The sequence below is a fragment of the Psychrobacillus sp. FSL K6-4615 genome (assembly GCF_038008225.1).
Classification (GTDB): Bacteria; Bacillota; Bacilli; order Bacillales_A; family Planococcaceae; genus Psychrobacillus; species Psychrobacillus psychrotolerans.
Genome location: NZ_JBBOYQ010000001.1, coordinates 863,602 through 886,841 on the forward strand (window position 1 = coordinate 863,602; position 23,240 = coordinate 886,841).

Sequence of the window (23,240 nt, forward strand, 5' to 3'; positions counted from 1 at the left end):
GTAATAGAAATGAACAAATATTATTGAAAAGAACATCACTGGTAAATATAAAAGTTAGATAGTTTTAAATTATTTGAAAATAGTTTTAAAAAGGTATTTCTAATTTACGTAAAAGTAGTATAATTGCATATAATATATTGCACACTTAAAATTGTCGCAATTTACTAATTTATTTGATAGGGGACAAACACCATGAATAGTCTAAAAATCCGTTTCACAGAAAATGAAATGAAAAATGAGAAAACACCAGCTGAGCAGTTAGTGTTCGGTACAAAATTTACAGATCATATGTTTGTCGCTGATTATACTGAAGGGACAGGTTGGCATGATCATCGAATTGTCCCTTATCAAGCCCTTACTTTAGATCCATCAGCATCCATTTTACATTATGGTCAAACAGTTTTTGAAGGAATGAAAGCATATCTATCAGAGGATGGAATTGTTCGTTTGTTTCGTCCAGAACAAAATATGAAACGTATGAATATTTCAGCTGATCGACTAAGTATGCCTCAAATAGAAGAGGAGTTAGCTCTTGAAGCTTTAAAACAGTTATTAGAAATAGATAAAGAGTGGATTCCTAAAGAGCCAGGTACTTCGTTATATATTAGACCTTTTATGATTGCAACAGAAGCGCATCTAGGAGTGTCCGCTTCTAAAACATATACATTCATTATTATTATGTCTCCAGTAGGATCTTATTATAAAGAAGGAATTCATCCAGTTAAGATTTTAGTGGAAAGTGAATATGTACGGGCGGTAGCGGGTGGAACTGGAACGGCAAAAACTGCTGGGAATTATGCTTCAAGTCTAAAAGCCCAGGAAGTTGCCGATCGTGAAGGCTACGCCCAGGTACTTTGGTTAGATGGACTAGAAAGAAAGTACATTGAAGAAGTAGGAAGTATGAATGTATTCTTTAAAATCGATGGCGAAGTAGTTACTCCAGCCTTAAATGGAAGTATTTTAGATGGGATAACGAGAAAATCCATCATTGAATTATTAAAATACTGGGGTGTCCCAATTACTGAACGCAAAGTTTCAATGGAAGAAATTCGTGAAGCGTTCTTGAACGGAAAACTGGATGAGGCTTTTGGAACTGGAACTGCAGCTGTAATTTCCCCAATTGGAGAATTACGTTGGAAAGGGGAATTGTTCTACGTAAATAACGGAGAAACAGGAGAACTTTCACAAAAACTATATGAAACACTAACTGGTATTCAAAGAGGCGTTATTGAAGATCCATTTGGTTGGGTTGTTGAATTAAAAAAATAATATTTCGTTGTCGCTTCTCTTAACGGAGAGGCGATCATTTTATGTTGGCAGAATGGAGAATACTGATGAAACCACTAATAGGCATATGTGCCAACTATTTATCCGATGATGCAATAGGACTAGCAGCTGGCATTGGGGCGAAATATCAAGAATGGCAGTTACTAGCGGATGATTATATTGTAGCTATTGAAAGAGCCGGAGGGGTTCCAGTTATTTTACCGATCACTAGAGAAGTAGAAACTTTGATGCCACTCCTTCAGAAGTTGGACGGAATACTATTTTCTGGTGGTTCTGATATTGATCCGAATTTATACGGAGAATATCCGAAATTTGGTTTAGGAGCTATTGAACCACGCAGAGATGCTCATGAGATCAGACTGGCTCAGATTGCTTTAACGAAGTTAAACATACCGGTACTGGGCATATGTCGTGGAATGCAATTGCTTACAGTAGCAACAGGAGGCAAGCTTTATCAGGATTTAGCATCTCAAAAACCAGAAGGAATTAACCACTCCGTTCCAAAATCCATCAGACATCATGCATTTCATCCGGTTAGGATGGAAGTTGGTTCTGTATTGTATAATATTTATCAAGGTGACGTTTTGACAGTAAATAGTTTCCATCACCAAGCAGTAAAAGAGTTAGGGCAAGGTTTTAAAGCAACAATGATTGCTCCTGATGGAATTATAGAAGGGATGGAATGGGAAGAGTCAAACCGATTTGTTGTAGCCGTACAATGGCATCCCGAAATGATGGAAGAAAAAGTGGATAAAATCCGACCGATTTTCACTGCATTTGTTGAGGCTAGTAAAATGACGGCCGAAGTTAACGAATTAGTAGCATTAGTAGAGACTATAGCATAATGATGAAGAAAGTCCTCCCTACGTCATGCTATATGGACGATGGAAGGATTTTTCTACTTCAATTTGAACAGTTTCACAGTACATAGTATAAGTTTGCATTTTTAATTCAGGATACTTTTTTATTAACGAATTTAGTAAATGCGTATTAATATAAGAAGGTTTTCTTATTTTCTTATCCGTATAAAATATAAAGGAACTATAAGGGTAGTTTGCCAATCCTTCTAGGATAGCTCTTTGTGTATAAAGATGATTTCGATGAATATACTTACTAGCTTTTAATAACTCCTTCGCATCAGAAATCATATTAGTGTAATATCTAGTTTCAAATAACTGATCAGAGTATTTATATTTACGCTTAAAATAGGATGAGTATTGTTGATTAATGAATATTAAAACTTCAGAAAGTGGGATTATGGGAGAACGTATTAATAAATGGTAGTGGTTATTCGTAAGAGAGTAAGCGATTATAGTAAAAGTGTACATATTATTTGCCTGGTATAGCGTTGTAGTAAAGAATATGAAATCTTCTTTGTTTTTAAAAATATTTTGCTTATTATTGCCACGCATCGTAATATGATAAAATATTTCTGGTTGCCATACTTTTCTAATATTACCCATTTAAACCTTCCCCTCCTCTATATATTGATAACACTATAATTTATAAAAGCTTAAAAGACAATTGTCATAATTTGTGGTTTTAAGCAACAATTTCATTTCCACCTCAAAAACAGACTCAAAACTTCATTTATCTCAAATTTAAAGCCTCAAAATAAAATTCTTTAATAGTTCTCTATATGACAAGTAAACTAATGGAGTCAGTTATTATCGCATGATGTAGAAACTACATTGCCTTTGTATGATAAAATAGGGGGAAAAGGAGTGTTTATATGAAGGACAAGGTGTTAATTGTAGAAGATGAAAAAAATATTGCACGTGTTCTTCAGTTGGAGTTAGAATTTGAAGGATATGATGTAGATATTGCATATACAGGAACTGATGGATTGATCAAATATCGGGAGCAGCAATGGGATTTAGTTTTACTCGATTTAATGCTTCCAGGTTTAAATGGCTTAGATGTATTGAGACGAATCCGTGCTACAGAAGACGAAACACCAGTAATCTTATTAACAGCAAAAAATAATACAGAAGATAAAGTCACTGGCTTGGATCTTGGGGCAAATGATTATGTTACTAAACCTTTTGAAATTGAGGAATTACTTGCTCGTGTTCGCTCGGCAATTCGATTTACTAAAACATCGAGTGTAACTCCTGTTCAGGACGAGAATATTCATGTTTTTCATACGCTTTCACTGAATGAACAAACACGGGAAATTACTAATTCTGGAGAGTCTATCAATCTAACTCCACGAGAATATGACCTGCTATTATATATGTTGAAGCATCCTAACCAAGTATTGTCTCGCGAACAGTTGTTAGATGCTGTCTGGGGGTTTGATTATTATGGAGATACGAATGTTGTAGATGTTTATATACGTTATGTTCGGAAAAAGTTAGAAGAAAAACAACAATCTTCTTTAATTCAAACAGTGCGGGGCGTCGGATATGTGTTGAAGGAGCAAAAGAATGAAGCTTAAAACGAAAATACATCTATTCTCTACCCTATTGACGTTCCTAATCATAGGATTAATGAATATAGGTGTATATTTTTTATTTGAGGATATGGCCTATGATTCGGAATATACCCAGTTTAACTCGGATGTAGATGAAATGATCCAGGCATTAAGTAAAATGCAAGAAAAGGACGATCCTGCAACTATTTTACGTACTTATATTCCGCCTAATGGTGGGATTCGCATCTTAAATAGTAAAGAAGAGCTGCAATTAGTTGTTCAGTCCATTGAAGAAATAACAAATTATCAACCTAACTTTGAAGATGGTGAACGTTACTCAATTGGTATGCTCAAAGGGTCTCCTGTTTTGACGATTAGCAAACCAGTTATTTGGTCAAATGGAGAAGTAGTAGAAGTTCAAACGATGAAACAATTATTAGAAGTAGGAAACAATCTAGACTTTCTTCGACTTATCCTACTTGGTGTCACCGTAGGTGGAATGCTATTAATGGCCTTATCAAGTGTTACTTTAGGAAAAATTATTACGAACCCAATTAGTAAATTAATCAATACAATGTCCCATAGCAGGATTTCAGGTAAATATGAAAAAATTACAGTCCACCCAAATCGAAAGGACGAAATGGCACAAATGGGCATCGCTTTTAATGAAATGATGGAGCAGCTGGAACAAAATTATAAAAAGCAGGAGCAATTTGTTTCTGATGCATCTCACGAATTAAAAACACCGTTAACAGTAATAGAAAGCTATGCAAAACTATTGTCTCGACATGGTTTCAATAATATTGAAATTGCGGAAGAATCCGTTCAGGCAATTATTAATGAAACTAGTAGAATGAAAGAAATGGTCTCACAAATGCTCGTTCTAGCAAAAAGTAACGGGAAACAACAACATAAATATGAATTAATAGATGTAAACATTTTAGTAACCGAAACTTTACAGTCGATGCGAACTGCATATGATCGAAATTTTCTTTTAAAAGGTGAAGGACCATTCTATATAAGTACAGATACTGAGCAACTAAGACAATTGCTTTTTATCATTTTGGATAACGCTCGTAAATACAGTGAAAAAGATATAAAGACAACTATTGCTGAAACTGATGATGGAGTTACTATTTCTATCATGGATTATGGTGATGGGATTCCGAAAGAAGACTTGGATCGGATTTTTGATCGTTTTTACCGAGTCGATGAGGCAAGAAATCGTAAAACGGGAGGTACTGGACTTGGTATGGCAATTGCAAAAGATATAGCAAACCGGCTATCTGCAACTTTAACCATTCAAAGTATGGTAGGATTTGGTACAACCATCCATATTTTTCTTCCTTCTAATCAAATTCTCATTGATTTTTAATGTTCGTCTATTAAGATGAGTTTGAGGAGGCGTGCGTGAATGAAGTTTATGAAGATGAAAAAGTTTTTTATCGTTTGTTTCGCTACATTGGGAATTATAGTAATTGTATACATAGTCAACATTGGCTCAGATCAATTGCCTATAACCGAAAACAATGTACGCACCCAACTCGAGCAAATGTATGATGCAGAAGTAGCAGAAGTGAAGAAAAATGAAGATGTTTATGAAGCTATTATCGCTAAGAGTGGACAAGTGTATTTGGTCGAAATGAATGCCTCGACTGGCCATGTGAATTCATTGGAACATACAGATGAGTTTATAATCCAGGAAGTACCACTAGAACCTTCAGTGACCTATGAAGAGATAGAAAATGATCATAAAGAAAATTCCAAAACATTAAAAGATTCGACTAAAGTAGAAATAGTTGAGAGTCATATAATTTCCTCTAATGGCACTACTAAATTAGTTATTATAGAAAAACCTAAGGGAACATCCTCCAACATTAAAGTGGTGGAGAACCCTAATATTGCTGAAAAGAAAAACTCAAAACAAACTTCAGTAGCTAAAGATACGAAAGCTGAAGAGAAACCAATGAAAGAAGTGTTTAAAGATGCTATTAAAGGAGTATTGGCAACTGAAAATACTAAAACAGTCGAAATTGTTAAAGAAGAAACAAAAAAAGATTTAAAAACAGAGGTAACCAATAAAACAGAGGTTCCAAAGACAGAAACTGCTAAAGCAGAAGTAAGTAAAACTGATTCAAGTAAAACTGATACAAGTAAGACAGAGGCAAGTAAATCAGATTTGGAAAAATCAGAACAGGCCACTAACAAACCATTAAGAACAGAAGCAGATAAATCAGAAACCTCTAAGAGTGAAACGACTGTAAAAACGGAAGTATCGAAAACAGAGACTTCAAAAACAGTTGTACAACAGAAACCTGAGACCAATGAAGTCACTGTAACAAAGACAGAAGAAAAGAAGACGGAAGTTACCGAAAAACCAGTTACTGTTCTAATTACAGTAGATGAAGCCCTAAAGATTGCTAATCAACAACTAAAAGGCATAGTAGAAAGTAATTCCTTCGTGAAGACCAATGAGGGTGGGTATTATTTAATAGTAATGACCGCTTCGAAAACAGAGGAAACAAAAGATGCTAATGCGAAGGATAAGAAAACGAAAGCAACAATTCAAGTTCATGCAATCTCTGGGAAAATACTTTCTGTGACTTGGGAATAATATTCTCATCAAATTCTAATAAAACTCTATTGGTATTCTCATTTAGTTACTATAATATGAAATTAACAAATGAATAGTATTTCAAGTTGTTGAACGAGTTTGAAGGAAACAAGTTCAGTCAACTAAGCATAATAGGGGAACGATCTTACGGCGATCAAAGCGATAAAACGAGCGAACGAAGGTACTAATGTTTACGGCGTAATAATATAATCCTTGTGCGATAACAAGGAGAAATACACCTCATTCTACAATTCCCCGTAGAATGAGGTGTTTTTTTATTTCTGAAAATATAGTAATGCAATTTCAAACATTTAAGTTCTAACCAAATAAAATTTTAGTGAATAAAAGGTACATAAACACACGTAAATAAAATACATTGAGCAATTAAACATGTCTGTCCATAAATAAAATACAAGTGCAAGCAAGTAACGATACGTAGAGGTGCTAGACTGTAGGTCTCCGAAAGCAGTATAAAAAAAGTTGTCTCCCTGTAGCTTTCAACAGGGAGACAACTCTATTACTTGCGTTTGTTACGTTTAGTTATGCGACCAAGTGCAAATGCACCGGCAGCAAGACCAATCATTGTATTAGTATTTTTATTGAAAACTTGTTTTACAACTAAGTTCATATTGGCTGGACGCTCTGCAAGACGACGCATGAAGTAACCGTACCAATCTTGTCCAAATGGTACGTACGTACAGAAGTTGTAGCCTTCGTTAGCAAGTTGTTGTTGCATCTCTGTGCGGAAGCCGTATAACATTTGGAATTCAAACTTATCATAAGGAATGTCATTATCTTTAATGAACTGTTTAATATGGTTAATCACATTATGATCATGAGTTGCAATAGAAGTAAATTTACCATTAAGAAGATGCCATTCAATAAGCTCTACATAGTTTTTATCAATTTCTTCCTTTGTTTGATACGCATATTCAACAGGTTCTTTATAAGCTCCTTTTACAATACGTAGGCGGAAGTTTTTGTACTTTTGAATATCTTCCTCTGCACGGTAGAAGTATGCTTGAATTACAGTTCCCACGTTATCATAGTTTTTAGAAAGCTCGTCCAAAATATCGAATGATGGTTGTAAATGTTTGGTAGATTCCATATCAATATTGATGAAAGTACCATATTTATGTGCGATTTCAACAATTTCTTTTAAGTTATTTAATGCGAAGTCATAGTCAATATCAAGTCCAAGTTGGGATGGTTTTAAAGAAATATGTGCATCCACTTGATGTTCTTCAATTGCCTCAATTACTGCGATAATTTGTTCTTTAGCAGCCAATGCTTCTTCTTTTACGAAAACAAATTCGCCTAAATTATCTACTGTACAAGAGATACCCATTGCATTTAGCTTTTTGATGCTTTCAATAGTCTCTTCAATGTTTGTCCCAGCAACAACATGCTGTGCTCCCATTTTTAAACCATATTTTTTTGCCGCACCATTTAATACTTGATTCTCCGACAAAGCCATAAAGATATCTTTTAACATTGTAATGCTCCTATCTCTGTTTTGATGCTTAGATTATACCACATTTAGTATACCTGATAGTATTCATTTAGCTGTTAAATCGACATATTTCTTTGAGTAAAAAGTTCAACCTCCTACTAGAAAAATATTTACAAAACATTAATGCTATTTATCAACAAATTATCTTGCCATTTACAAAATTGTAAGTTAACTTTGAGTTAGTGAGTAATTTTAGTGAATTTTCAATAATTACTTATATTAAATACTCTTTCAGGAGGCAGAATATGACGAAAAATAAGTTTAAAAAGTCTGCGGTAGCAGCAGTAATTGCAACATCATTATTCTCTGTTTCAAGCGTTTCATTTGCAAATAGTTCGCTACAAGAGGTAGTTGACAACGCAAGGAAAGACGTAAAGAATTCAGCTTACTCCTATGTAGTCCCAGCTCAAGCGGGAAAACTTGCGCCAAGTAAAGACTTATACCCAGCTTTGAATATTGCGAAAGCAAACTACCAAAAAGCAAGAAATGAAATTATTAAATCTACAGCTAAAAACAAAGATCTATTACTCAAAAATTTAGATGAATTATATAACGAACGAGTTGTTAAAGGAATAGTTCCTTATATCGATGCTTATAATTATGCGGACAAGTATTTAAATCCAATTATGAAAGAAATTGAACAGGCTGAAGCTAGTAAGGATTGGGATAAGTTAGAGAAGGCATACCATAAACTTTCTGTACAGTTAAAAACTCGTACTTCTATTTTGTATCGTTTTACAGGTAAAGCAGCTCGGGATCTATTACTAGACCAATATAAAGAGCCTGCAAATAAAAAACGTGACGAACTAATGCTACCGGTTACTATTTTTATGAAAACGAAGGAAGCAGAAGCCTATATAACTGCAAATAAAGAAAAAGAAGCTGTAAAAGTGCTTGAATCTATTAATCTATTAATAGAGAAGTTACCGAGTAATTCTACTTCACCAATTATTAAAGAATTACTAACGTATGTTGAGAATATTAGAGCTCAAACAAATACAAACTTCACATTATCTTTAATGCATGTTAATGATACACATGCCCGTACAACACAGGCACCTAAACGTTTAACAGCTATTAAAGAAGTGAGAGCTCAAAAACCTTCTACTTTACTTATTGATGCTGGAGATGTATTCTCAGGTACATTATATTTCAATGAGTTTAAAGGACAAGCAGATTTAGAGTTAATGAAGTTAATGGATTATGACTTAATGACATTTGGTAATCACGAGTTTGACCTAGGAAACGACACTGAAGGTCATAAAGCATTAAAAGAATTTATTGAGAAATCTAACTTCCCATTTGTTAGCGCAAATGTTGATTTTTCAAAAGATGCAAATTTAAAAGGATTGTTTAATGTAAAGGTTTCAGCAGATCCTAAAGATGGACAAATTTATAGCGGAATTATTAAAGAAGTAGATGGACAGAAAATTGGTTTATTTGGTCTTACTACTGCGGAGACTGCTACAATATCTAGTCCGAAAGACGTTACTTTTACAGACTATATAAAAGCAGCTCAAACAATGGTGGATGAGTTTGAAAAACAAGGAGTAAATAAAGTTGTCGCTGTAACGCATATTGGATATGATGATAATCCTACAGTAGACAATGATTTGTTGCTAGCAGCTGCTGTAAATGGTATTGATGTGATCGTTGGTGGCCATAGCCATACTAAATTAGAAAAACCTGTAGTAGTAGGAAAAGATAGCACTGGCAAAGAGAAAAATCCTACTATTATAGTACAAGCTTCACAATATAGTGAATTCTTAGGAACATTGGATGTGTCCTTTGACAAAGAAGGTAAAGTAGTAGGACAAGCTGGAAAACTGATTGAGATTAAAGATCAAGTAGAAGATAAAGCGGCTGCTGCTTTATTAAAAAAATACTCGGATAAAATAGATACAATCAATAAGACTGAAATTGGTGTAGTTGCAGAAGAAGAGTTGCAAACACCACGTACTGATGGAGATGATACAAAGCCAAGCGTTCGTAAAAATGAAACTGCTCTTGGAAATATTATTACTGATGGTATGCTGTCAAAGGCAAAACAATTCGATAATAAGGTTATTATGGCCTTCCAAAATGGTGGAGGTATACGTGCTGAAATTGGCAAAGGTCCAATTACAGTTGGAGAAGTAATAACCGTTCTGCCGTTCGGCAATACACTTGCTACGATGGAAATCACTGGAGCAGAACTAAAAGCTGCATTTGAAATAAGCTTTAAAACTTATCCAAAAGAAAACGGTGGATTCTTACACGTGGCTGGTGCAAAAATTGAATTCGATTCTTCAAAACCTGCTAATGAACGGGTAGTTTCCATTAAGTATAAATCAGCAGATGGCTCGTTGGTAGATATTAAAGATGATGAAAAATACATGGTAGCAACTAATGCATTTACAGCTAAAGGCGGAGATGGCTACGATGTATTTGAAAAAATCTATAAAGAAGGTCGAGTAACAGACCTGGGCTTATCAGATTGGGAAAATCTTCAAGAACAATTGAAAACTTTAAAAACAGTTAACAATAAAACAGAAGGTCGAATTGTTGACGTGAAAAAGTAAGATCTGTAAAATCCTATCGCTATTAATTTAGCGATAGGATTTTTTTATGGACAACTTTAAAAATATTACAATTATTAATTACCATTACTGTTATGTTACAGATCTGTGATTTTCGTTTATAGAAAAAGTGGTGGGGTATCAAAATGTTAATGTAATTATGATTTATATATGTATCGGTAATTCCTGGTTTATTAAGAAAGAGGAGGGATTTCATATGAAGATCAATACTTTTAAGTTAACAGCTGCAACGGCTCTATTATCTACAACAATTTTGGGTGTTCCTTTAATTGGAGAAGCTCATGTCAATGGAGAAGGAAGAGATGGTGGACACAAAGAAGGCAAAAGCTCTCACCAAATGATGGATCGCAAACAGGAGCGAAAAGAACAGCGACTAGGGACAAATCATAGAAACTACGATAACTGGGATAAAAAAGATGATTTAAAGTTTAATGATAAAAATATAAGTAATAAAATGTTAGATAAAGTTAAGAACAATTTAGGTGAAGGAAAAGATAAAGAAATTAATACTCAGAAAAAAGGTGATACCAAAATACAGAACAAGCCAGAAAAGGTGAAGTATGAACCAAAAGTTCCTCTGGTTACCTATACAGAGGCAGATGCTTATGGGAAGGATACTATTTTACCATTAATAGCTGGCTTGGAAACTGCTAAAGCAAATTTAGATTGGGAAACATTGGCTAAAAACTATCATTTATTATCAAATGAATTGAAAAAAGGCACGGAAGTCTTCTATAAAGTGGACGGAAAAGCGAACCGTAACAAACTAATTGCCACATATAAAGCTCCTGCACAAGAAAAGCGAGCTGAACTAGCTTTACCAATATCTATTTATATGGGTGTGGAAAATATAGAAGCAGAGTTAGAAACTGAAAATATCGGCGAAGTAGCTTTAAAAGTAAGAAAACTGAAAATGTTAATAGAAAAATTAGGTAATACTGAGAATAATGCACTACTTATCGATTTGGTTGCTAAAGTAAATACTTTAGAATCTAAAATTAATGCTAAGAACTCTATGAGTTATTATAAACCAGTTTCACTATAAATAATAAGGAAAAGATTAGACTACTGGAAAGATTGAAAGATTCCTCGAAGATATTTGAAAGCAAGTAGCAATTAAATGAGAAAAGTTAGGACTAGCCTATAAATCTCTATTAAAAAGGAAAATATACTTTAAATATCAAAATATTACTATTTTATATGTTATAATTTACTTATTAACTAGTGAAAGAGGTAAGATAATGAAAAAAATTATGTTAACAATAATTGCATTTACTTTAATGGCGATGTTTACTTTCAGCATTACATCAGAAGCTTCATCCACAAAAGTAATGTGGGGTAAAACGGAATTAAAGAAGGGGCAAATTGGTAAAGTTACCATCTTAAAGGACACACCTCTATTGCATATAGGTAAAGACCCAATGCTTGACGGAGGTGCTGTCCGTGAATTGAAGAAGGGTGAAGAGTATCGAGTATATTCCACCAAAACACCAGAAGGATACTTTCCTATGTATAATGTAGGCGGTGAGTATTATGTTGTCCAAAATAGTACATTAAATGGTGTAAATGTAAAATTCGAAACACCATCTAAAGCAAAACTTGCATTACTAGAAGATTCATCCCCAAAAGTAATGTGGGGAAAAACGGAACTTAAAGTAGGACAGATTGGTAAAGTAACACTTTCCGCAGATATGGCAACATTTAATGCAGATGGCACTAGCAGAAAAGAAGTGTTACCAGCGGGTGGAGAGTATCGTGTCTATACATTCGTATCAGATAATCACGGAGGAGCATACGGCTTAGGCGGCGGCTTGTTTGTCGATATGCACGGTGCTTTGAAGTATGAAACACCTTCTAAATCAAAACTTGCATTATTAAAGTAAAATAAGTCACCTTTTATTGTAATCCATTAATCTTAGAGATTAATATAATGAAAGCTAATTGGCTGGCGTGCATACGGTATATAACCGGACTCATGCCAGCTAATTTTTTTAAGACTGTTTTTTTACAAAGATTACTATTCAAATACTATAGTGTCTAACAAATAACGTTGAATTACTTTCATATTCGGCTCATAGCCTATTCCATTCCCTTTGGGAACTTCTATATAGCCATTCACCACAACTATTTCCGGGGAAATGATATCCTCCTCCCAATAATGAGAAGAACCTGCAGTATCACCTGGCAACGTGAAATTGGGTAGCGAGGTGAGAGCGATATTATGTGCACGGCCGATCCCTGCCTCTAACATTCCACCACACCAAACAGGAACACCTTTTTCCATACATAAGTCATGAATTTTCTTTGCTTCCGTTAGACCTCCAACACGCGCAATTTTTATATTGATAACCTTTGTGCTACCAAGCTCAATTGCATTACGTGCATCAGCTACAGAAAGAATACTTTCATCTAAGCAAATAGGGGTATTTAACTGTTTTTGTAACTTAGCATGATCGACAATATCATCATTAGCGAGTGGCTGTTCAATCATCATTAGCTGAAAATCATCCAATTGTTTTAAAAGTTCAAAGTCCTCGAGCGTGTAAGATGAATTCGCATCAGCCATAAGAGGGACACTGGGAAATGCTTCTCTCAGTTTTTGAATCACTTCGATATCATATCCAGGCTTAATTTTCACCTTAATTCGCTTGTATCCTTCTTGGATATAATTGCTGACCACTTCTAATAATTTCTCTGTAGTTGTTTGAATGCCTATGCTAATGCCTACTTCAATTTTTTCTGTAACTCCGCCCAGAGCTTGTGAAAGTGATTGATCCGTTCGTTTAGCATATAAGTCCCAAATAGCCACTTCCACGGCGGCCTTTGCCATATTATTCTTTCGGATAGTTGCAAAAATTTCACTTACTTCATCTGGGTGACTAATTTCTTTGTTCAACACAAGTGGTATTAAAAAGTCCCTAATCATATGTAAAGTAGTTTGAACGGTTTCTTCTGTGTACCATGGTGCTTGGAAGGCTGCGGACTCTCCCCAACCAGAGTTTCCCTTTTCATCAAAGACCTCTAGTAAGAAAAATTCTTTTTCCTGCATACTTCCAAAGCTAGTGACAAATGGGTTTTTCATTGTCATTTTCATATGCCGCATAGTTATTTTTTTTATAATCATGTTTAATAACTCCTCTAAGAACACTATTATTATTCAACTTATCATGTTCTAGCTACTAAAACAAATTAAAAAAACCCTACTACTGTAGGGAAGTTAAGGTGTTTCATACTCCTCTTTTTCGATTTCCACTGTCGAAACAGGGGCGCCTTCCCAAATCATTTGAAGGGAAGCTTGTATATCTAAATCATTTCTATAAGCCATTTCTTCTGGTTCAACTGGATTTGGTTTAATAGAAATCTCCTCCTCCTTTTCTTTCTACTATTATATTAATCAAAAATAAAATAAATCATGGAACATTCAAATTTATTTTGAGTATCTAAATCCGTTGAAAAAGGATTTTTAAGGGCGAAATGTCGATGAAAATTCTATAGTTGTATTTAATGATATATTCTGACAATTGAAATAACTTGTTGAGGAAGTAAAATTAGGGGAAATGAAGGGAGTGGATAAATTTTGACAGTTGAGTATCTAGTACAAGTAATGAATCGCAGTATTCAAAAAGTGGAGGAAACAGTTGACCAGGTAGAACGTCATACAAATATGTCTAAGGCAGATCAGCATCAAATTATGCAAGCGGTATTGGAACTAAGTGACCGGATAAAATTAATTGAAATGCAAATAGATATAAATAAGATGAAAAGAATTCAGTAAAATGTATGTAATACTTCGAGTACTTATGTGCAAGCTTAGTATAAGAGATTGACATACTACTCAAAATGATGTAAATTACCAAATGGACGAACGTTTTTAGTTCAATTGATAATAATATTCGTATTTGGGAGTGTATATGATGGAAAATGTATTCGATTATGAAGATATTCAATTAATTCCGGCAAAATGTGTAGTTAATAGTAGATCAGAATGTGATACTACAGTCACACTTGGGGGACATACTTTTAAATTGCCAGTAGTGCCTGCTAATATGCAGACAATTATAGATGAAAATATTGCAAATTATTTAGCTGAAAATGGTTATTTTTATATAATGCATCGCTTTGAACCACAAAAACGTATTGCCTTCATCAAGAGTATGCAATCACGTAGCTTAATTGCATCTATAAGTGTGGGTGTCAAAGAAGAAGAGTACACATTTGTAGAACAGTTGGCGGAAGAAAATCTTGTACCTGAGTTCATCACTATAGATATTGCGCACGGTCATTCTAATGCAGTTATTAACATGATTAAACATCTTAAAACACATTTACCGAATAGCTTTGTCATTGCTGGTAATGTTGGAACTCCAGAAGCAGTAAGAGAGTTAGAAAATGCTGGAGCGGATGCAACGAAAGTTGGAATCGGACCTGGGAAAGTATGTATCACGAAGATTAAAACAGGATTTGGAACAGGTGGTTGGCAACTTGCGGCATTGCGTTGGTGTGCAAAAGCAGCTAGCAAACCAATAATTGCAGATGGTGGAATTCGTACACATGGTGATATTGCAAAATCCGTTCGTTTTGGAGCTTCCATGGTTATGATTGGCTCTCTATTTGCAGGTCATGAAGAATCTCCTGGTGTTACAGTCGAAAAAGATGGCAAGCAGTATAAAGAATACTTCGGTTCTGCATCTGAATTTCAAAAAGGCGAAAAGAAAAATGTTGAAGGTAAAAAAATGTTTGTAGAATATAAAGGTCCACTAGAAGATACTTTAAGAGAAATGGAACAAGACTTGCAATCTTCTATATCATATTCAGGTGGAAATAAATTAGAGTCGATTCGTAATGTAGACTATGTAATCGTAAAGAACTCTATTTTCAATGGCGATAAAGTTTACTAAAAATTAATGTTATTTTAGATCTCTGAGTGCTACAATAAAGTTGATGTTTATTGTTTGAATAATTACATTATTTGAGAAGAGGAGTGTTCTAAAATGGCTATTAATATATATCTTACTTTTAACGGGAATTGTCGAGAAGCTGCAGAATTTTATGCAGAAGTATTTAAGACAGAAAAACCAGAGATTATGACTTTCGGTGAATCACCGCAAAGCCCGGATTTTGTATTGCCTGCAGAAGCAAAAGACTTAGTTCTCCACACTCGCTTAAATATTAATGGAAGCAATATAATGTTCTCTGATACGTTTCCGGGATCACCGTTTACAGAAGGAAATAATATCAGTTTAGCTTTTGTAAGTAATGAAGAAGATACGGTTAAATCCACATTTAATGCTCTTAAAGAAGGCGGTAAAGTGAGCATGGATCTTCAAGAAACATTTTGGAGTAAATGTTACGGTTCCCTAAGAGATAAGTTCGGTATTGAATGGCAATTTAGCCACGAACCAGATCAAATGCCACAATAAAATAGGGAGTCATGCAATGTTCAAGTATACATTGCATGACTTTTTTTGATTACTAAATAATTCAGAATATAATAATAAAACGATGCTGTTTAAAGTATACTAGCATATATACTTACTAGAAAATTAATAGAAAGAAGAGATCAACCTATGGATATAAAAATAAATCCTCGAGCACAAGCATTGAAAATTCCTGGAACACGACAATTCTCCAATCAATTAGTTAATTACCCAGATGCCGTTAATCTAACGATTGGTCAGCCGGATTTTCCAACACCTACATCTGTAAAAGAAGCAGGTATCCGGGCAATTGAACAAAATTTAACCGGGTATTCGCATAATGCAGGGCTGCTAGAGTTAAGAAATGCAGTGAACTCTTTTTTCTTTGACAAATATGGTTTTTCATATGATCTTCAAAGTGAAATTATTATAACAAATGGTGCTAGTGAAGCAATCGATGCAGTCTTTCGAACAATTTTAGTAGAAGGAGACGAGGTTATTCTACCAGCTCCTACTTATTCAGGGTATGTACCTGTGATTGAACTTTGTGGAGCGAAAGTAGTGTATTTAGATACGACGGACACTAATTTCCAACCGTCTGCAGAAAGACTTGCAAACTTGATCAATGAGCGAACAAAAGCCGTGTTTTTCAATAATCCCTCTAATCCTACTGGGGTTGTTCTTACAAAAGAGACAATGGATGAATTAGTTGATGTGATACAAGAAAAGAATTTATTCGTACTAACAGATGAAATATATAGCGAGAACACTTTCTCAGGAAAGCATCATTCCTTTGCAAGCTATGAGGAAATACGCGAAAAATTATTTTATATTCATGGTGTTTCAAAGTCGCATTCGATGACGGGTTGGCGAATCGGCTTCCTGATGGGGCCAGCAAATGTGATGGAGCATGTAGTAAAAGTGCATGCCTTCAATACAATTTGTGCCTCACTACCTGCCCAATATGCAGCAATGGAAGCAATCACAAGCGCCAAAGACACTCCAAGTGAGATGAATTTGGAATACGTGAAAAGGCGTGACTTTGTATTTAGTCGATTAACAGAGATGGGACTGACGGTGGAAAAGCCAAATGGCGCTTTTTATATTTTCCCTGATATAAGAAAGTATGGAATGAATTCCTTTGAGTTTGCTACGAAGCTATTACAGGAGGGCGGTGTGGCTGTCGTTCCTGGAAGTGCGTTTACAGCATACGGAGAAGGTTTCATACGTATTTCTTATGCGTACAATATGGCTGTGCTAGAAAAAGGAATGAATAGACTAGAAGAATTCCTTCTTACATTAAGTCCATCTCAATTCCTATAGCGTTTAAGTTTAGATGACAAAACAAAGGCTATTCCATTAATTTGGAACAGCCTTTTGCAATTTACCCTACTATAGAATAGAAGAATCTCCCGTTCCGAGAGTAAACAACCCCCGAACGAGAGTATCAGAAGTGAGTCCTCGGGTATTCACCTGTCAACCGCGAGCAAACATGTTCAAGCCACTATTCCCTCTGATCGTCAAGGAGTTCCAAATGCTCCTTCAAGGTCCTAGTTACATTGCTCATTTCTTTATCGTTGGGCACATAATACCAAATGCGATCCATTCGCTGCCCACTTCCATTCGTTAGCGTAATAGACTCTACATTTGTTAGTGAAGTCTTATAACCTTTTTGAATATCCATCATCTGACCGAATGTCATATTTGTACGGATGTTGTCCGCTAAGGAGGTCAATAGTTCCTTATAGTTGAGTAAGCTATTGAAAGAAGCACCTTCCTTTAATATACCTAGGAGAACTTGTTTTTGGCGCTCCTGTCTTCCAAAGTCACCTAGCGGATCATTTTTACGCATGCGAACATAACTAAGTGCACTATCTCCATTTAAATGTATGGGTCCTGCTGCAAATTGATAACCGTTTTCTTCGAAAGCAGATGGGTTCTCTACCGTAACACCGCCAACACTATCGACAATTTCTAAAAAACTTTCCATATTAACCTGTACAACATAGTCAATTGGGATAGCTAGAAGGTTTTCAACGGAATGAAGTGCCATGTCAATTCCGCCAAATGCATATGCGTGATTTAATTTATCCTTCTTATCTAACCCAATAATTTCTGTATACGTGTCTCTGGGAATACTTAATACTTTAATCGAAGCGAGAGAAGGATTAGCGGTAAGTACAATGATAGTATCAGAACGACCGATATCCGCATCTCGTTCATCTACGCCTAGTAGTAAAACGGAGATGGGTTCCTTTTCTACTAGTTCTACTTTTGTCTCTCTAAGCTCAGAAACTTTGCGAATCTCTGGTTCATGGATTGTTTCGAGTGTAGTGGATACATTTTGATAAATGCTAATAGCATATACAATACCAGCAAAAAGCAAGCAACTAAAAATTGTAATCCAAGTTTTTTTCTTCGACATTCATGGTCCTCATTTCTTATAACTACAAGCCCTTTTGTAAATATATGAGTGTAAGTCCCAGAATATAAATGAGAACTGATAATAGTATATATAGTTTGTTGTTTTATTAAACGTCAAAAAAGAGGATTGAGCAGTGACCACAATCCCCTTAAAAGATATAAATATTTATTCTTCTATTTTCGTTGCGCTTGATTGTAGGAAGTGTCGAATAATATCACGGAAGAACGCCTGTAACATTTCGTCGAAAGTATGAAGTGCATCAAAAGCATACAATCTATAAGGATCTTCTTGTCCATATCCACGTATATTGATACCTTCTCTTAAATGATGAAGATTATCTAAATGGGTGATCCACGACCTGTCTAATGCTTCTAAGTATATGGATTGTATATTTGCCCAAATACCTTCTTCTTGGGAAACCGTACTGGCAACATCCATTGCTTGGTTATACACCTTATTTAATGCTACTTCTAATTGCTCTTTACTGTCTTTATCAGTAGAGTCCATTAAATTTTCGGTATCGGAATTTAGTGTGGATAAAATTCTAATTTCATCAATAATTTCATTCCACATAGCGACACTGTCTACATTATCTAAGTTAATGTCCAAGAGTTCTTGGATAAGATGTTCTTTTCTTTCGTGCATCGCATCAATGATGAGCGACTGCATATTATTGACATGTAGCGCTTTCTCCCGATAATTATACATAACTGATTGCTGATCATTATTAATATCATCAAGTTTCAATAAATGAGAGCGACTAGAGAAATGTGTACCTTCAATAACCTTTTGTACATTATAAACAAATTTAGATGGATTCGGAGCAATTATCAAACCAGTTTGATCTGTTTTGACTTTCTTTCTATATTTCTCCAATTCTTCTTCGTCATAATAGTAGAACAGTTCATCTTCTAAAGAAATGATAAATTGTGTACTACCAGGATCTCCTTGACGACCTCCACGGCCACGCAGTTGCATATCTATACGAGCACTGCTATGTAGCTCGGTACCAATAATATGAAGTCCACCTAGTTGGTGTACGTCGTTACCAAGAATAATGTCGGTACCACGACCAGCCATGTTAGTGGCAAGCATAATTTTGTGTAGCTGCCCTGCGTTAGAAATAATCTCCGCTTCGTCTTCTTCGGTTTTAGCATTTAATATAGAATGTTTAATATTTAATTCATTTAGAGCAGCAGAAAGCTCTTCAGATTGTTGGATAGAAGTAGTTCCTATTAATACTGGACGACCAATACTATGGTAATTTTTCGTTTCTTCAATAATTTTTTTGATTTTATCTTCAATTGTCACATAAACAAGTGTTTCTAAATCTTTACGTTGATTTGGTTTGTTCGTTGGAATTTCTGTAACACGTAAATTATACGTCTCCCAAAATTCATCTTTAGATGGAACTGCACTTCCCGTCATACCAGAAACGTGTTTGTACAATCGGAAGTAATGTTGGATCATAACTGAAGCTTGGGTGTTATTTTCTTCCTTCAATGAAATCTTTTCTTTTGCTTCAATTGCTTGATGTAGTCCATCACTAAAGGTGCGCCCTTCCATTACACGACCAGTGTAAGGGTCAACAATCATAATCTTATCTTCTTTTACAATATAATCTACGTCTTTACGCATTACTACTTTAGCTCGAAGAGTCTGCATTGCGATATGCATAAATTCCCGATGCTCACTATCATACACATTGTCGATTCCAAATGCCTCTTCTAATCGGTCTGCTCCATCGTCTAATAATACGATTTGTTTTGTTTCAGGATAATAATCATATTCTACTTTATCTTTAAATGAATCAATTACCATATGCATAATTGGGAATAAGTTCAAGCTTGCATTAGACTTCCCAGCTATTATCAAAGGTGTTCTAGCTTCGTCTATTAAAATACTATCCACTTCATCGATTAAAGCGTAAAAAAGAGGGCGCTGAACTAGCTGATTTGCTTCTTGCACCATATGGTCTCGTAAGTAATCGAAGCCAAATTCTGTCCCAGTCCCATATGTAATATCACAATTGTAAGCTGCTTTTTTTTCATCTGCTTCTATTCCAGAAATATTTAAGCCAATTGTCAATCCTAAGAACTCAAACAGAGGTTTCATTTGTTGATAATCACGAGTGGCTAAATATTCATTGGCTGTAATGATATGAGTTCCTTTCCCGTGTGCACCCATCACATAAGCAGGAAGTGTTGCTACTAATGTCTTACCTTCACCCGTTTGCATTTGAGCGATTTGTGACTGCGTTAGTACGGCACCACCCATCAACTGAGAATCATAATGTCTTAACCCCAGAACTCGTTTAGATGCTTCCCGAACGACAGCGAAAGCCTCAATGATCAATTCCTCTGGAGAGATTCCATTATTTAGTTGATCTCGGAAAACTTGTGTATAAGCTTTTAATTCCTCATCTGTCTTAAGAGAAAATGATTCTTCTAAGGCATTTATTTTAGATACAATTTTATTCAGTTGTTTTAATTCGATTGTTTCACCAGATATCATCTTTTTAATAGAATGTAACATATTCATTCTCCCTACTTTTAAATTCCAAACTCCATTATATCATGAATTATATAAGTGAGCATTTGTAAGATAAAGTGCTTATATTTCAATTATATTACAACAATAAGTTTTAAATGTTACCAATAGATGTTAATGTTAGAATAGTAGGGAAAGGGGTTATAAAATGAGAAAAATTTACAAATCTATGGTATGTATTATGTTAGTTGCTCCAATAAGTTCACCCGTTTATGCAGAAGGATTAAAAGCCACGGAAGTAAAGATAGAGAACGTTGTAGAAGTAGAAAATATTATTGAAGTAGAAGGTGATTCCGAAGAATGGCTAGAGGATGCGGTTGAAGCTGAGCCGGAAGAAGAGGTTATTTTAGAAGGTTATGAAAATCTTGGTTCGTTGATATTCAAATCATCAGCAGTTTCTTCGAAAATTGCAGCAAATGAAAAGGGAGAGTACTTCATCTATTACATCATGCATGGTTCTCCTGCAGCTTTAGTAGTTGTTAGTTATGCTACAAAAGAAATTCTACATACGTTTACGTTGGAAGATTCAAAAAGTGCATGGGGTCTTGATGTAGATGTAAACGGTAAGTTATGGGTTGGTGGTTCTGTTTCTAGTACGTTGTACAGCTATGATCCTAACTCAGAGGAATTTGAAAAGCATGGTGCTATTTTTTCGAATAAAAGCGATACATCTATACAAGATTTAATCGTTTCTGGTAACAAAGTATATGCAGGTTCTGCATATGGAGGAAGTTTAGTTGCTTTTGATACAGACAAAAAAGAAATTGAAGAATTTGGTCAAATTCGGAAAAGAAGGGAATTTGTGAAAGCAATTGTAGCAGATGAAGAGAAAGATGAAATCTATGTTTCAATTGGATCTCCAATGGATTTATTGGTGAAAAAGCCTAAAACAAAAAATTTCACTTCATTTTTACCTTCTAAATATATGTCTGAAAAATATGCACAGGATTTAGTTCTAACGGAAGACTATATTATTGCAAGATTACATCCTTCGAATCTAGCAGTAATCTTTGATCGTAAAACATTAAAAGTTGTTGATGAGTTTGAATTGAATTCTAAAACAGTTTCAGTACTATCTCCAAATGAGGATGCATTGTATTATACAAAAGCGCAACAGCTCATTAAATATAATTTAAAAACGAAAGAACATACAGAGCTAGGTGTCTATTTACCAAAAGGAACAGAAGCTATTAACTTAGACTTTATCATTAAAGAAACTCCAACATCAGAACAAGAGATTCAAGATAAGTCTAAGGATACGATTTTAAGAGGAGTACTAGACAAGTCTGGAAAAGAAAAACCAATTGAAAATGCTCTACCAGTCATAGTAAATCCAATCGATAAAGGAATTCCTAATAAAGAAGGAATAGTAATAGAAGAACAACCTATCGAAGAAGAGCCAAAAGAATTTGTTCTTTCTGGGATGGTGGATAATTTAGGGCAACATTTTGAATATAATCCTCAAACAGGTGAAATGACTTACCACCAATTTGAATTACCAGAACAGCCAGTAGAGTTGTATACACTTGCTTCAAGTTCAGATGGCAAGAAAATTTTTGCTAACGGATATATGTCTGGTGGACTTGGTGTTTATGATGTACAAACAGGAAACAAAGAATTGTACCGTAATATCAGCCAAATTGAATCTATGTTTGATATTAATAACAAGCTATATATAGGCGCTTACCCGCTAGCAAGATTACTAGTTTATGATCGTGAAAAAGAATGGTCTACTGGAAATCCGAAAGAAGTTATTCGTATGAATCAATATGGTCAAGAACGTACGACTGCTGTAGCACCATATAACAATGGTAAAGAAATCATTTTTGGAACCTTGCCAGATACAAGTGTTGGTGGCGGAGCTTTAGCATTCTATGATACAACAACAGAAAAAATGGAGATTTACGAGAATTATATTTATAACCAAAGTATTGTTTCGCTTGTTAGTAGAGGAACACAGGTATTTGGTGGTACGTCTATTCATGCAAACCAACAAGTAAATCCAAGGGGAGCAAGACTGTTCTACTTTAATAGAAGTACTCCGGAAGACAAGAAGTATATTCAACTTCCATTTAGTGCGAGTATGGTTACTAGTTTAATAGTAGATAAAGATAATAAAGTTTGGGGTATGGCGGACGGAAAGTTATTCGTCTACACAGATGAGTGGACAGATGTTAAAACAGTTGAATTACTACCATTAATCTCCGGCAGATTCCGTAATGCTCAAATCCTTGAGAACGTTGATGGATTTATATACGGAAGCGTTGAAGGTAAATTATTCAAAGTGACAAAAGATACATTAAAAGTTGAGTGGTTAAAAGATAAAGGCGTTTACGGCCTTGAGAAAGATTTGAACGGTAATTTATATTACTACGATGGCAGTAATTTATGGAAATATACAATCGAACAAAATCGTAAAGTGAAGGAAAACGAATAGCG

Annotated in this window: 18 protein-coding genes; 13 read left to right on the top strand and 5 right to left on the bottom strand. The window is 34.9% G+C overall.

Features of this window, described 5'->3' with window-relative positions; translation table 11 throughout:
- Positions 1-192 precede the first annotated feature (192 nt).
- Both MKX53_RS04080 and MKX53_RS04085 read left to right on the top strand, forming a co-directional pair.
- A complete protein-coding gene (locus MKX53_RS04080) occupies positions 193-1,269 on the top strand; it encodes a branched-chain amino acid aminotransferase (protein WP_340909330.1) in 1,077 nt (358 codons plus the stop codon).
- Between the two features lie 65 nt (positions 1,270-1,334).
- On the top strand, positions 1,335-2,132 hold the full coding sequence (locus MKX53_RS04085; RefSeq protein ID WP_340909333.1) for a gamma-glutamyl-gamma-aminobutyrate hydrolase family protein: 798 nt from the start codon (positions 1,335-1,337) through the stop codon (positions 2,130-2,132).
- Positions 2,133-2,150: 18 nt separating this feature from the next.
- Here MKX53_RS04085 and MKX53_RS04090 read toward each other — a convergent pair whose 3' ends face one another.
- Positions 2,151-2,750: a transposase gene (locus MKX53_RS04090; RefSeq protein ID WP_340909336.1), complete on the bottom strand. Its 600-nt coding sequence runs from the start codon at positions 2,748-2,750 to the stop codon at positions 2,151-2,153.
- A 269-nt stretch (positions 2,751-3,019) separates the two neighbouring features.
- Here MKX53_RS04090 and MKX53_RS04095 point away from each other — a divergent pair, with 269 nt between their 5' ends.
- Genes MKX53_RS04095 through MKX53_RS04105 form a run of 3 tightly spaced genes read left to right on the top strand, consistent with a single transcriptional unit; the run spans position 3,020 to position 6,317 of the window.
- Positions 3,020-3,727 (top strand): response regulator transcription factor, encoded by a 708-nt coding sequence (locus MKX53_RS04095; RefSeq protein ID WP_340761671.1) that lies wholly within the window; start codon positions 3,020-3,022, stop codon positions 3,725-3,727.
- Entirely contained in the window at positions 3,717-5,078 is a 1,362-nt protein-coding gene (locus MKX53_RS04100; RefSeq protein ID WP_340909339.1) for a sensor histidine kinase, read from the top strand. Before MKX53_RS04095 ends, MKX53_RS04100 begins: the two co-directional genes overlap by 11 nt.
- A gap of 39 nt (positions 5,079-5,117) precedes the next feature.
- Positions 5,118-6,317, top strand: coding sequence for a hypothetical protein (locus MKX53_RS04105; protein ID WP_340909341.1), 1,200 nt, complete (start codon positions 5,118-5,120; stop codon positions 6,315-6,317).
- Between the two features lie 517 nt (positions 6,318-6,834).
- On the opposite strand, the gene MKX53_RS04110 is transcribed toward MKX53_RS04105, so the two are convergent.
- Positions 6,835-7,812 (bottom strand): proline dehydrogenase family protein, encoded by a 978-nt coding sequence (locus MKX53_RS04110; RefSeq protein ID WP_093537238.1) that lies wholly within the window; start codon positions 7,810-7,812, stop codon positions 6,835-6,837.
- Between the two features lie 263 nt (positions 7,813-8,075).
- On the opposite strand from MKX53_RS04110, the gene MKX53_RS04115 reads away from it, so the two are divergent.
- The 3 genes from MKX53_RS04115 (at position 8,076) to MKX53_RS04125 (ending at position 12,292) form a co-directional block, all read left to right on the top strand.
- The gene (locus tag MKX53_RS04115) at positions 8,076-10,391 is read left to right on the top strand and encodes a 5'-nucleotidase C-terminal domain-containing protein (RefSeq protein WP_340909342.1); all 2,316 of its coding nucleotides are present in this window, start codon (positions 8,076-8,078) and stop codon (positions 10,389-10,391) included.
- 214 nt (positions 10,392-10,605) lie between these two features.
- The gene (locus tag MKX53_RS04120) at positions 10,606-11,454 is read left to right on the top strand and encodes a hypothetical protein (RefSeq protein ID WP_340909344.1); all 849 of its coding nucleotides are present in this window, start codon (positions 10,606-10,608) and stop codon (positions 11,452-11,454) included.
- 196 nt (positions 11,455-11,650) lie between these two features.
- Positions 11,651-12,292, top strand: coding sequence for a hypothetical protein (locus MKX53_RS04125; protein ID WP_340909346.1), 642 nt, complete (start codon positions 11,651-11,653; stop codon positions 12,290-12,292).
- A 134-nt stretch (positions 12,293-12,426) separates the two neighbouring features.
- On the opposite strand, the gene menC is transcribed toward MKX53_RS04125, so the two are convergent.
- The gene (gene menC / locus MKX53_RS04130; protein ID WP_340909347.1) at positions 12,427-13,533 is read right to left on the bottom strand and encodes an o-succinylbenzoate synthase; all 1,107 of its coding nucleotides are present in this window, start codon (positions 13,531-13,533) and stop codon (positions 12,427-12,429) included.
- Between the two features lie 453 nt (positions 13,534-13,986).
- Between menC and MKX53_RS04135 the strand changes: the two genes are divergently transcribed.
- The 4 genes from MKX53_RS04135 (at position 13,987) to MKX53_RS04150 (ending at position 17,149) form a co-directional block, all read left to right on the top strand.
- Positions 13,987-14,184 carry a hypothetical protein gene (locus tag MKX53_RS04135; protein ID WP_093537242.1) on the top strand — a complete coding sequence of 66 codons (198 nt, stop codon included), beginning with the start codon at positions 13,987-13,989 and terminating at the stop codon, positions 14,182-14,184.
- Positions 14,185-14,323: 139 nt separating this feature from the next.
- The gene (gene guaC / locus MKX53_RS04140; protein WP_340913234.1) at positions 14,324-15,307 is read left to right on the top strand and encodes a GMP reductase; all 984 of its coding nucleotides are present in this window, start codon (positions 14,324-14,326) and stop codon (positions 15,305-15,307) included.
- A gap of 93 nt (positions 15,308-15,400) precedes the next feature.
- The gene (locus tag MKX53_RS04145) at positions 15,401-15,829 is read left to right on the top strand and encodes a VOC family protein (RefSeq protein WP_340909349.1); all 429 of its coding nucleotides are present in this window, start codon (positions 15,401-15,403) and stop codon (positions 15,827-15,829) included.
- Positions 15,830-15,976: 147 nt separating this feature from the next.
- Entirely contained in the window at positions 15,977-17,149 is a 1,173-nt protein-coding gene (locus MKX53_RS04150) for an aminotransferase class I/II-fold pyridoxal phosphate-dependent enzyme (RefSeq protein WP_340909350.1), read from the top strand.
- A gap of 181 nt (positions 17,150-17,330) precedes the next feature.
- On the opposite strand, the gene MKX53_RS04155 is transcribed toward MKX53_RS04150, so the two are convergent.
- Positions 17,331-18,251 carry an LCP family glycopolymer transferase gene (locus MKX53_RS04155; protein WP_340909352.1) on the bottom strand — a complete coding sequence of 307 codons (921 nt, stop codon included), beginning with the start codon at positions 18,249-18,251 and terminating at the stop codon, positions 17,331-17,333.
- A 165-nt stretch (positions 18,252-18,416) separates the two neighbouring features.
- On the bottom strand, positions 18,417-20,786 hold the full coding sequence (gene secA / locus MKX53_RS04160) for a preprotein translocase subunit SecA (protein WP_340909353.1): 2,370 nt from the start codon (positions 20,784-20,786) through the stop codon (positions 18,417-18,419).
- A gap of 163 nt (positions 20,787-20,949) precedes the next feature.
- Between secA and MKX53_RS04165 the strand changes: the two genes are divergently transcribed.
- Entirely contained in the window at positions 20,950-23,238 is a 2,289-nt protein-coding gene (locus MKX53_RS04165) for a hypothetical protein (protein ID WP_340909355.1), read from the top strand.
- Positions 23,239-23,240 lie beyond the last annotated feature (2 nt).

Excerpts from the sequence above, each read along its gene's own strand:
- MKX53_RS04080 (WP_340909330.1), top strand. The coding sequence starts at position 193 with ATGAATAGTCTAAAAATCCGTTTCACAGAAAATGAAATGAAAAATGAG.
- MKX53_RS04085 (WP_340909333.1), top strand. The coding sequence starts at position 1,335 with ATGAAACCACTAATAGGCATATGTGCCAACTATTTATCCGATGATGCA.
- MKX53_RS04090 (WP_340909336.1), bottom strand. The coding sequence starts at position 2,750 with ATGGGTAATATTAGAAAAGTATGGCAACCAGAAATATTTTATCATATT.
- MKX53_RS04095 (WP_340761671.1), top strand. The coding sequence starts at position 3,020 with ATGAAGGACAAGGTGTTAATTGTAGAAGATGAAAAAAATATTGCACGT.
- MKX53_RS04100 (WP_340909339.1), top strand. The coding sequence starts at position 3,717 with ATGAAGCTTAAAACGAAAATACATCTATTCTCTACCCTATTGACGTTC.
- MKX53_RS04105 (WP_340909341.1), top strand. The coding sequence starts at position 5,118 with ATGAAGTTTATGAAGATGAAAAAGTTTTTTATCGTTTGTTTCGCTACA.
- MKX53_RS04110 (WP_093537238.1), bottom strand. The coding sequence starts at position 7,812 with ATGTTAAAAGATATCTTTATGGCTTTGTCGGAGAATCAAGTATTAAAT.
- MKX53_RS04115 (WP_340909342.1), top strand. The coding sequence starts at position 8,076 with ATGACGAAAAATAAGTTTAAAAAGTCTGCGGTAGCAGCAGTAATTGCA.
- MKX53_RS04120 (WP_340909344.1), top strand. The coding sequence starts at position 10,606 with ATGAAGATCAATACTTTTAAGTTAACAGCTGCAACGGCTCTATTATCT.
- MKX53_RS04125 (WP_340909346.1), top strand. The coding sequence starts at position 11,651 with ATGAAAAAAATTATGTTAACAATAATTGCATTTACTTTAATGGCGATG.
- menC (WP_340909347.1), bottom strand. The coding sequence starts at position 13,533 with ATGATTATAAAAAAAATAACTATGCGGCATATGAAAATGACAATGAAA.
- guaC (WP_340913234.1), top strand. The coding sequence starts at position 14,324 with ATGGAAAATGTATTCGATTATGAAGATATTCAATTAATTCCGGCAAAA.
- MKX53_RS04145 (WP_340909349.1), top strand. The coding sequence starts at position 15,401 with ATGGCTATTAATATATATCTTACTTTTAACGGGAATTGTCGAGAAGCT.
- MKX53_RS04150 (WP_340909350.1), top strand. The coding sequence starts at position 15,977 with ATGGATATAAAAATAAATCCTCGAGCACAAGCATTGAAAATTCCTGGA.
- MKX53_RS04155 (WP_340909352.1), bottom strand. The coding sequence starts at position 18,251 with ATGTCGAAGAAAAAAACTTGGATTACAATTTTTAGTTGCTTGCTTTTT.
- secA (WP_340909353.1), bottom strand. The coding sequence starts at position 20,786 with ATGTTACATTCTATTAAAAAGATGATATCTGGTGAAACAATCGAATTA.
- MKX53_RS04165 (WP_340909355.1), top strand. The coding sequence starts at position 20,950 with ATGAGAAAAATTTACAAATCTATGGTATGTATTATGTTAGTTGCTCCA.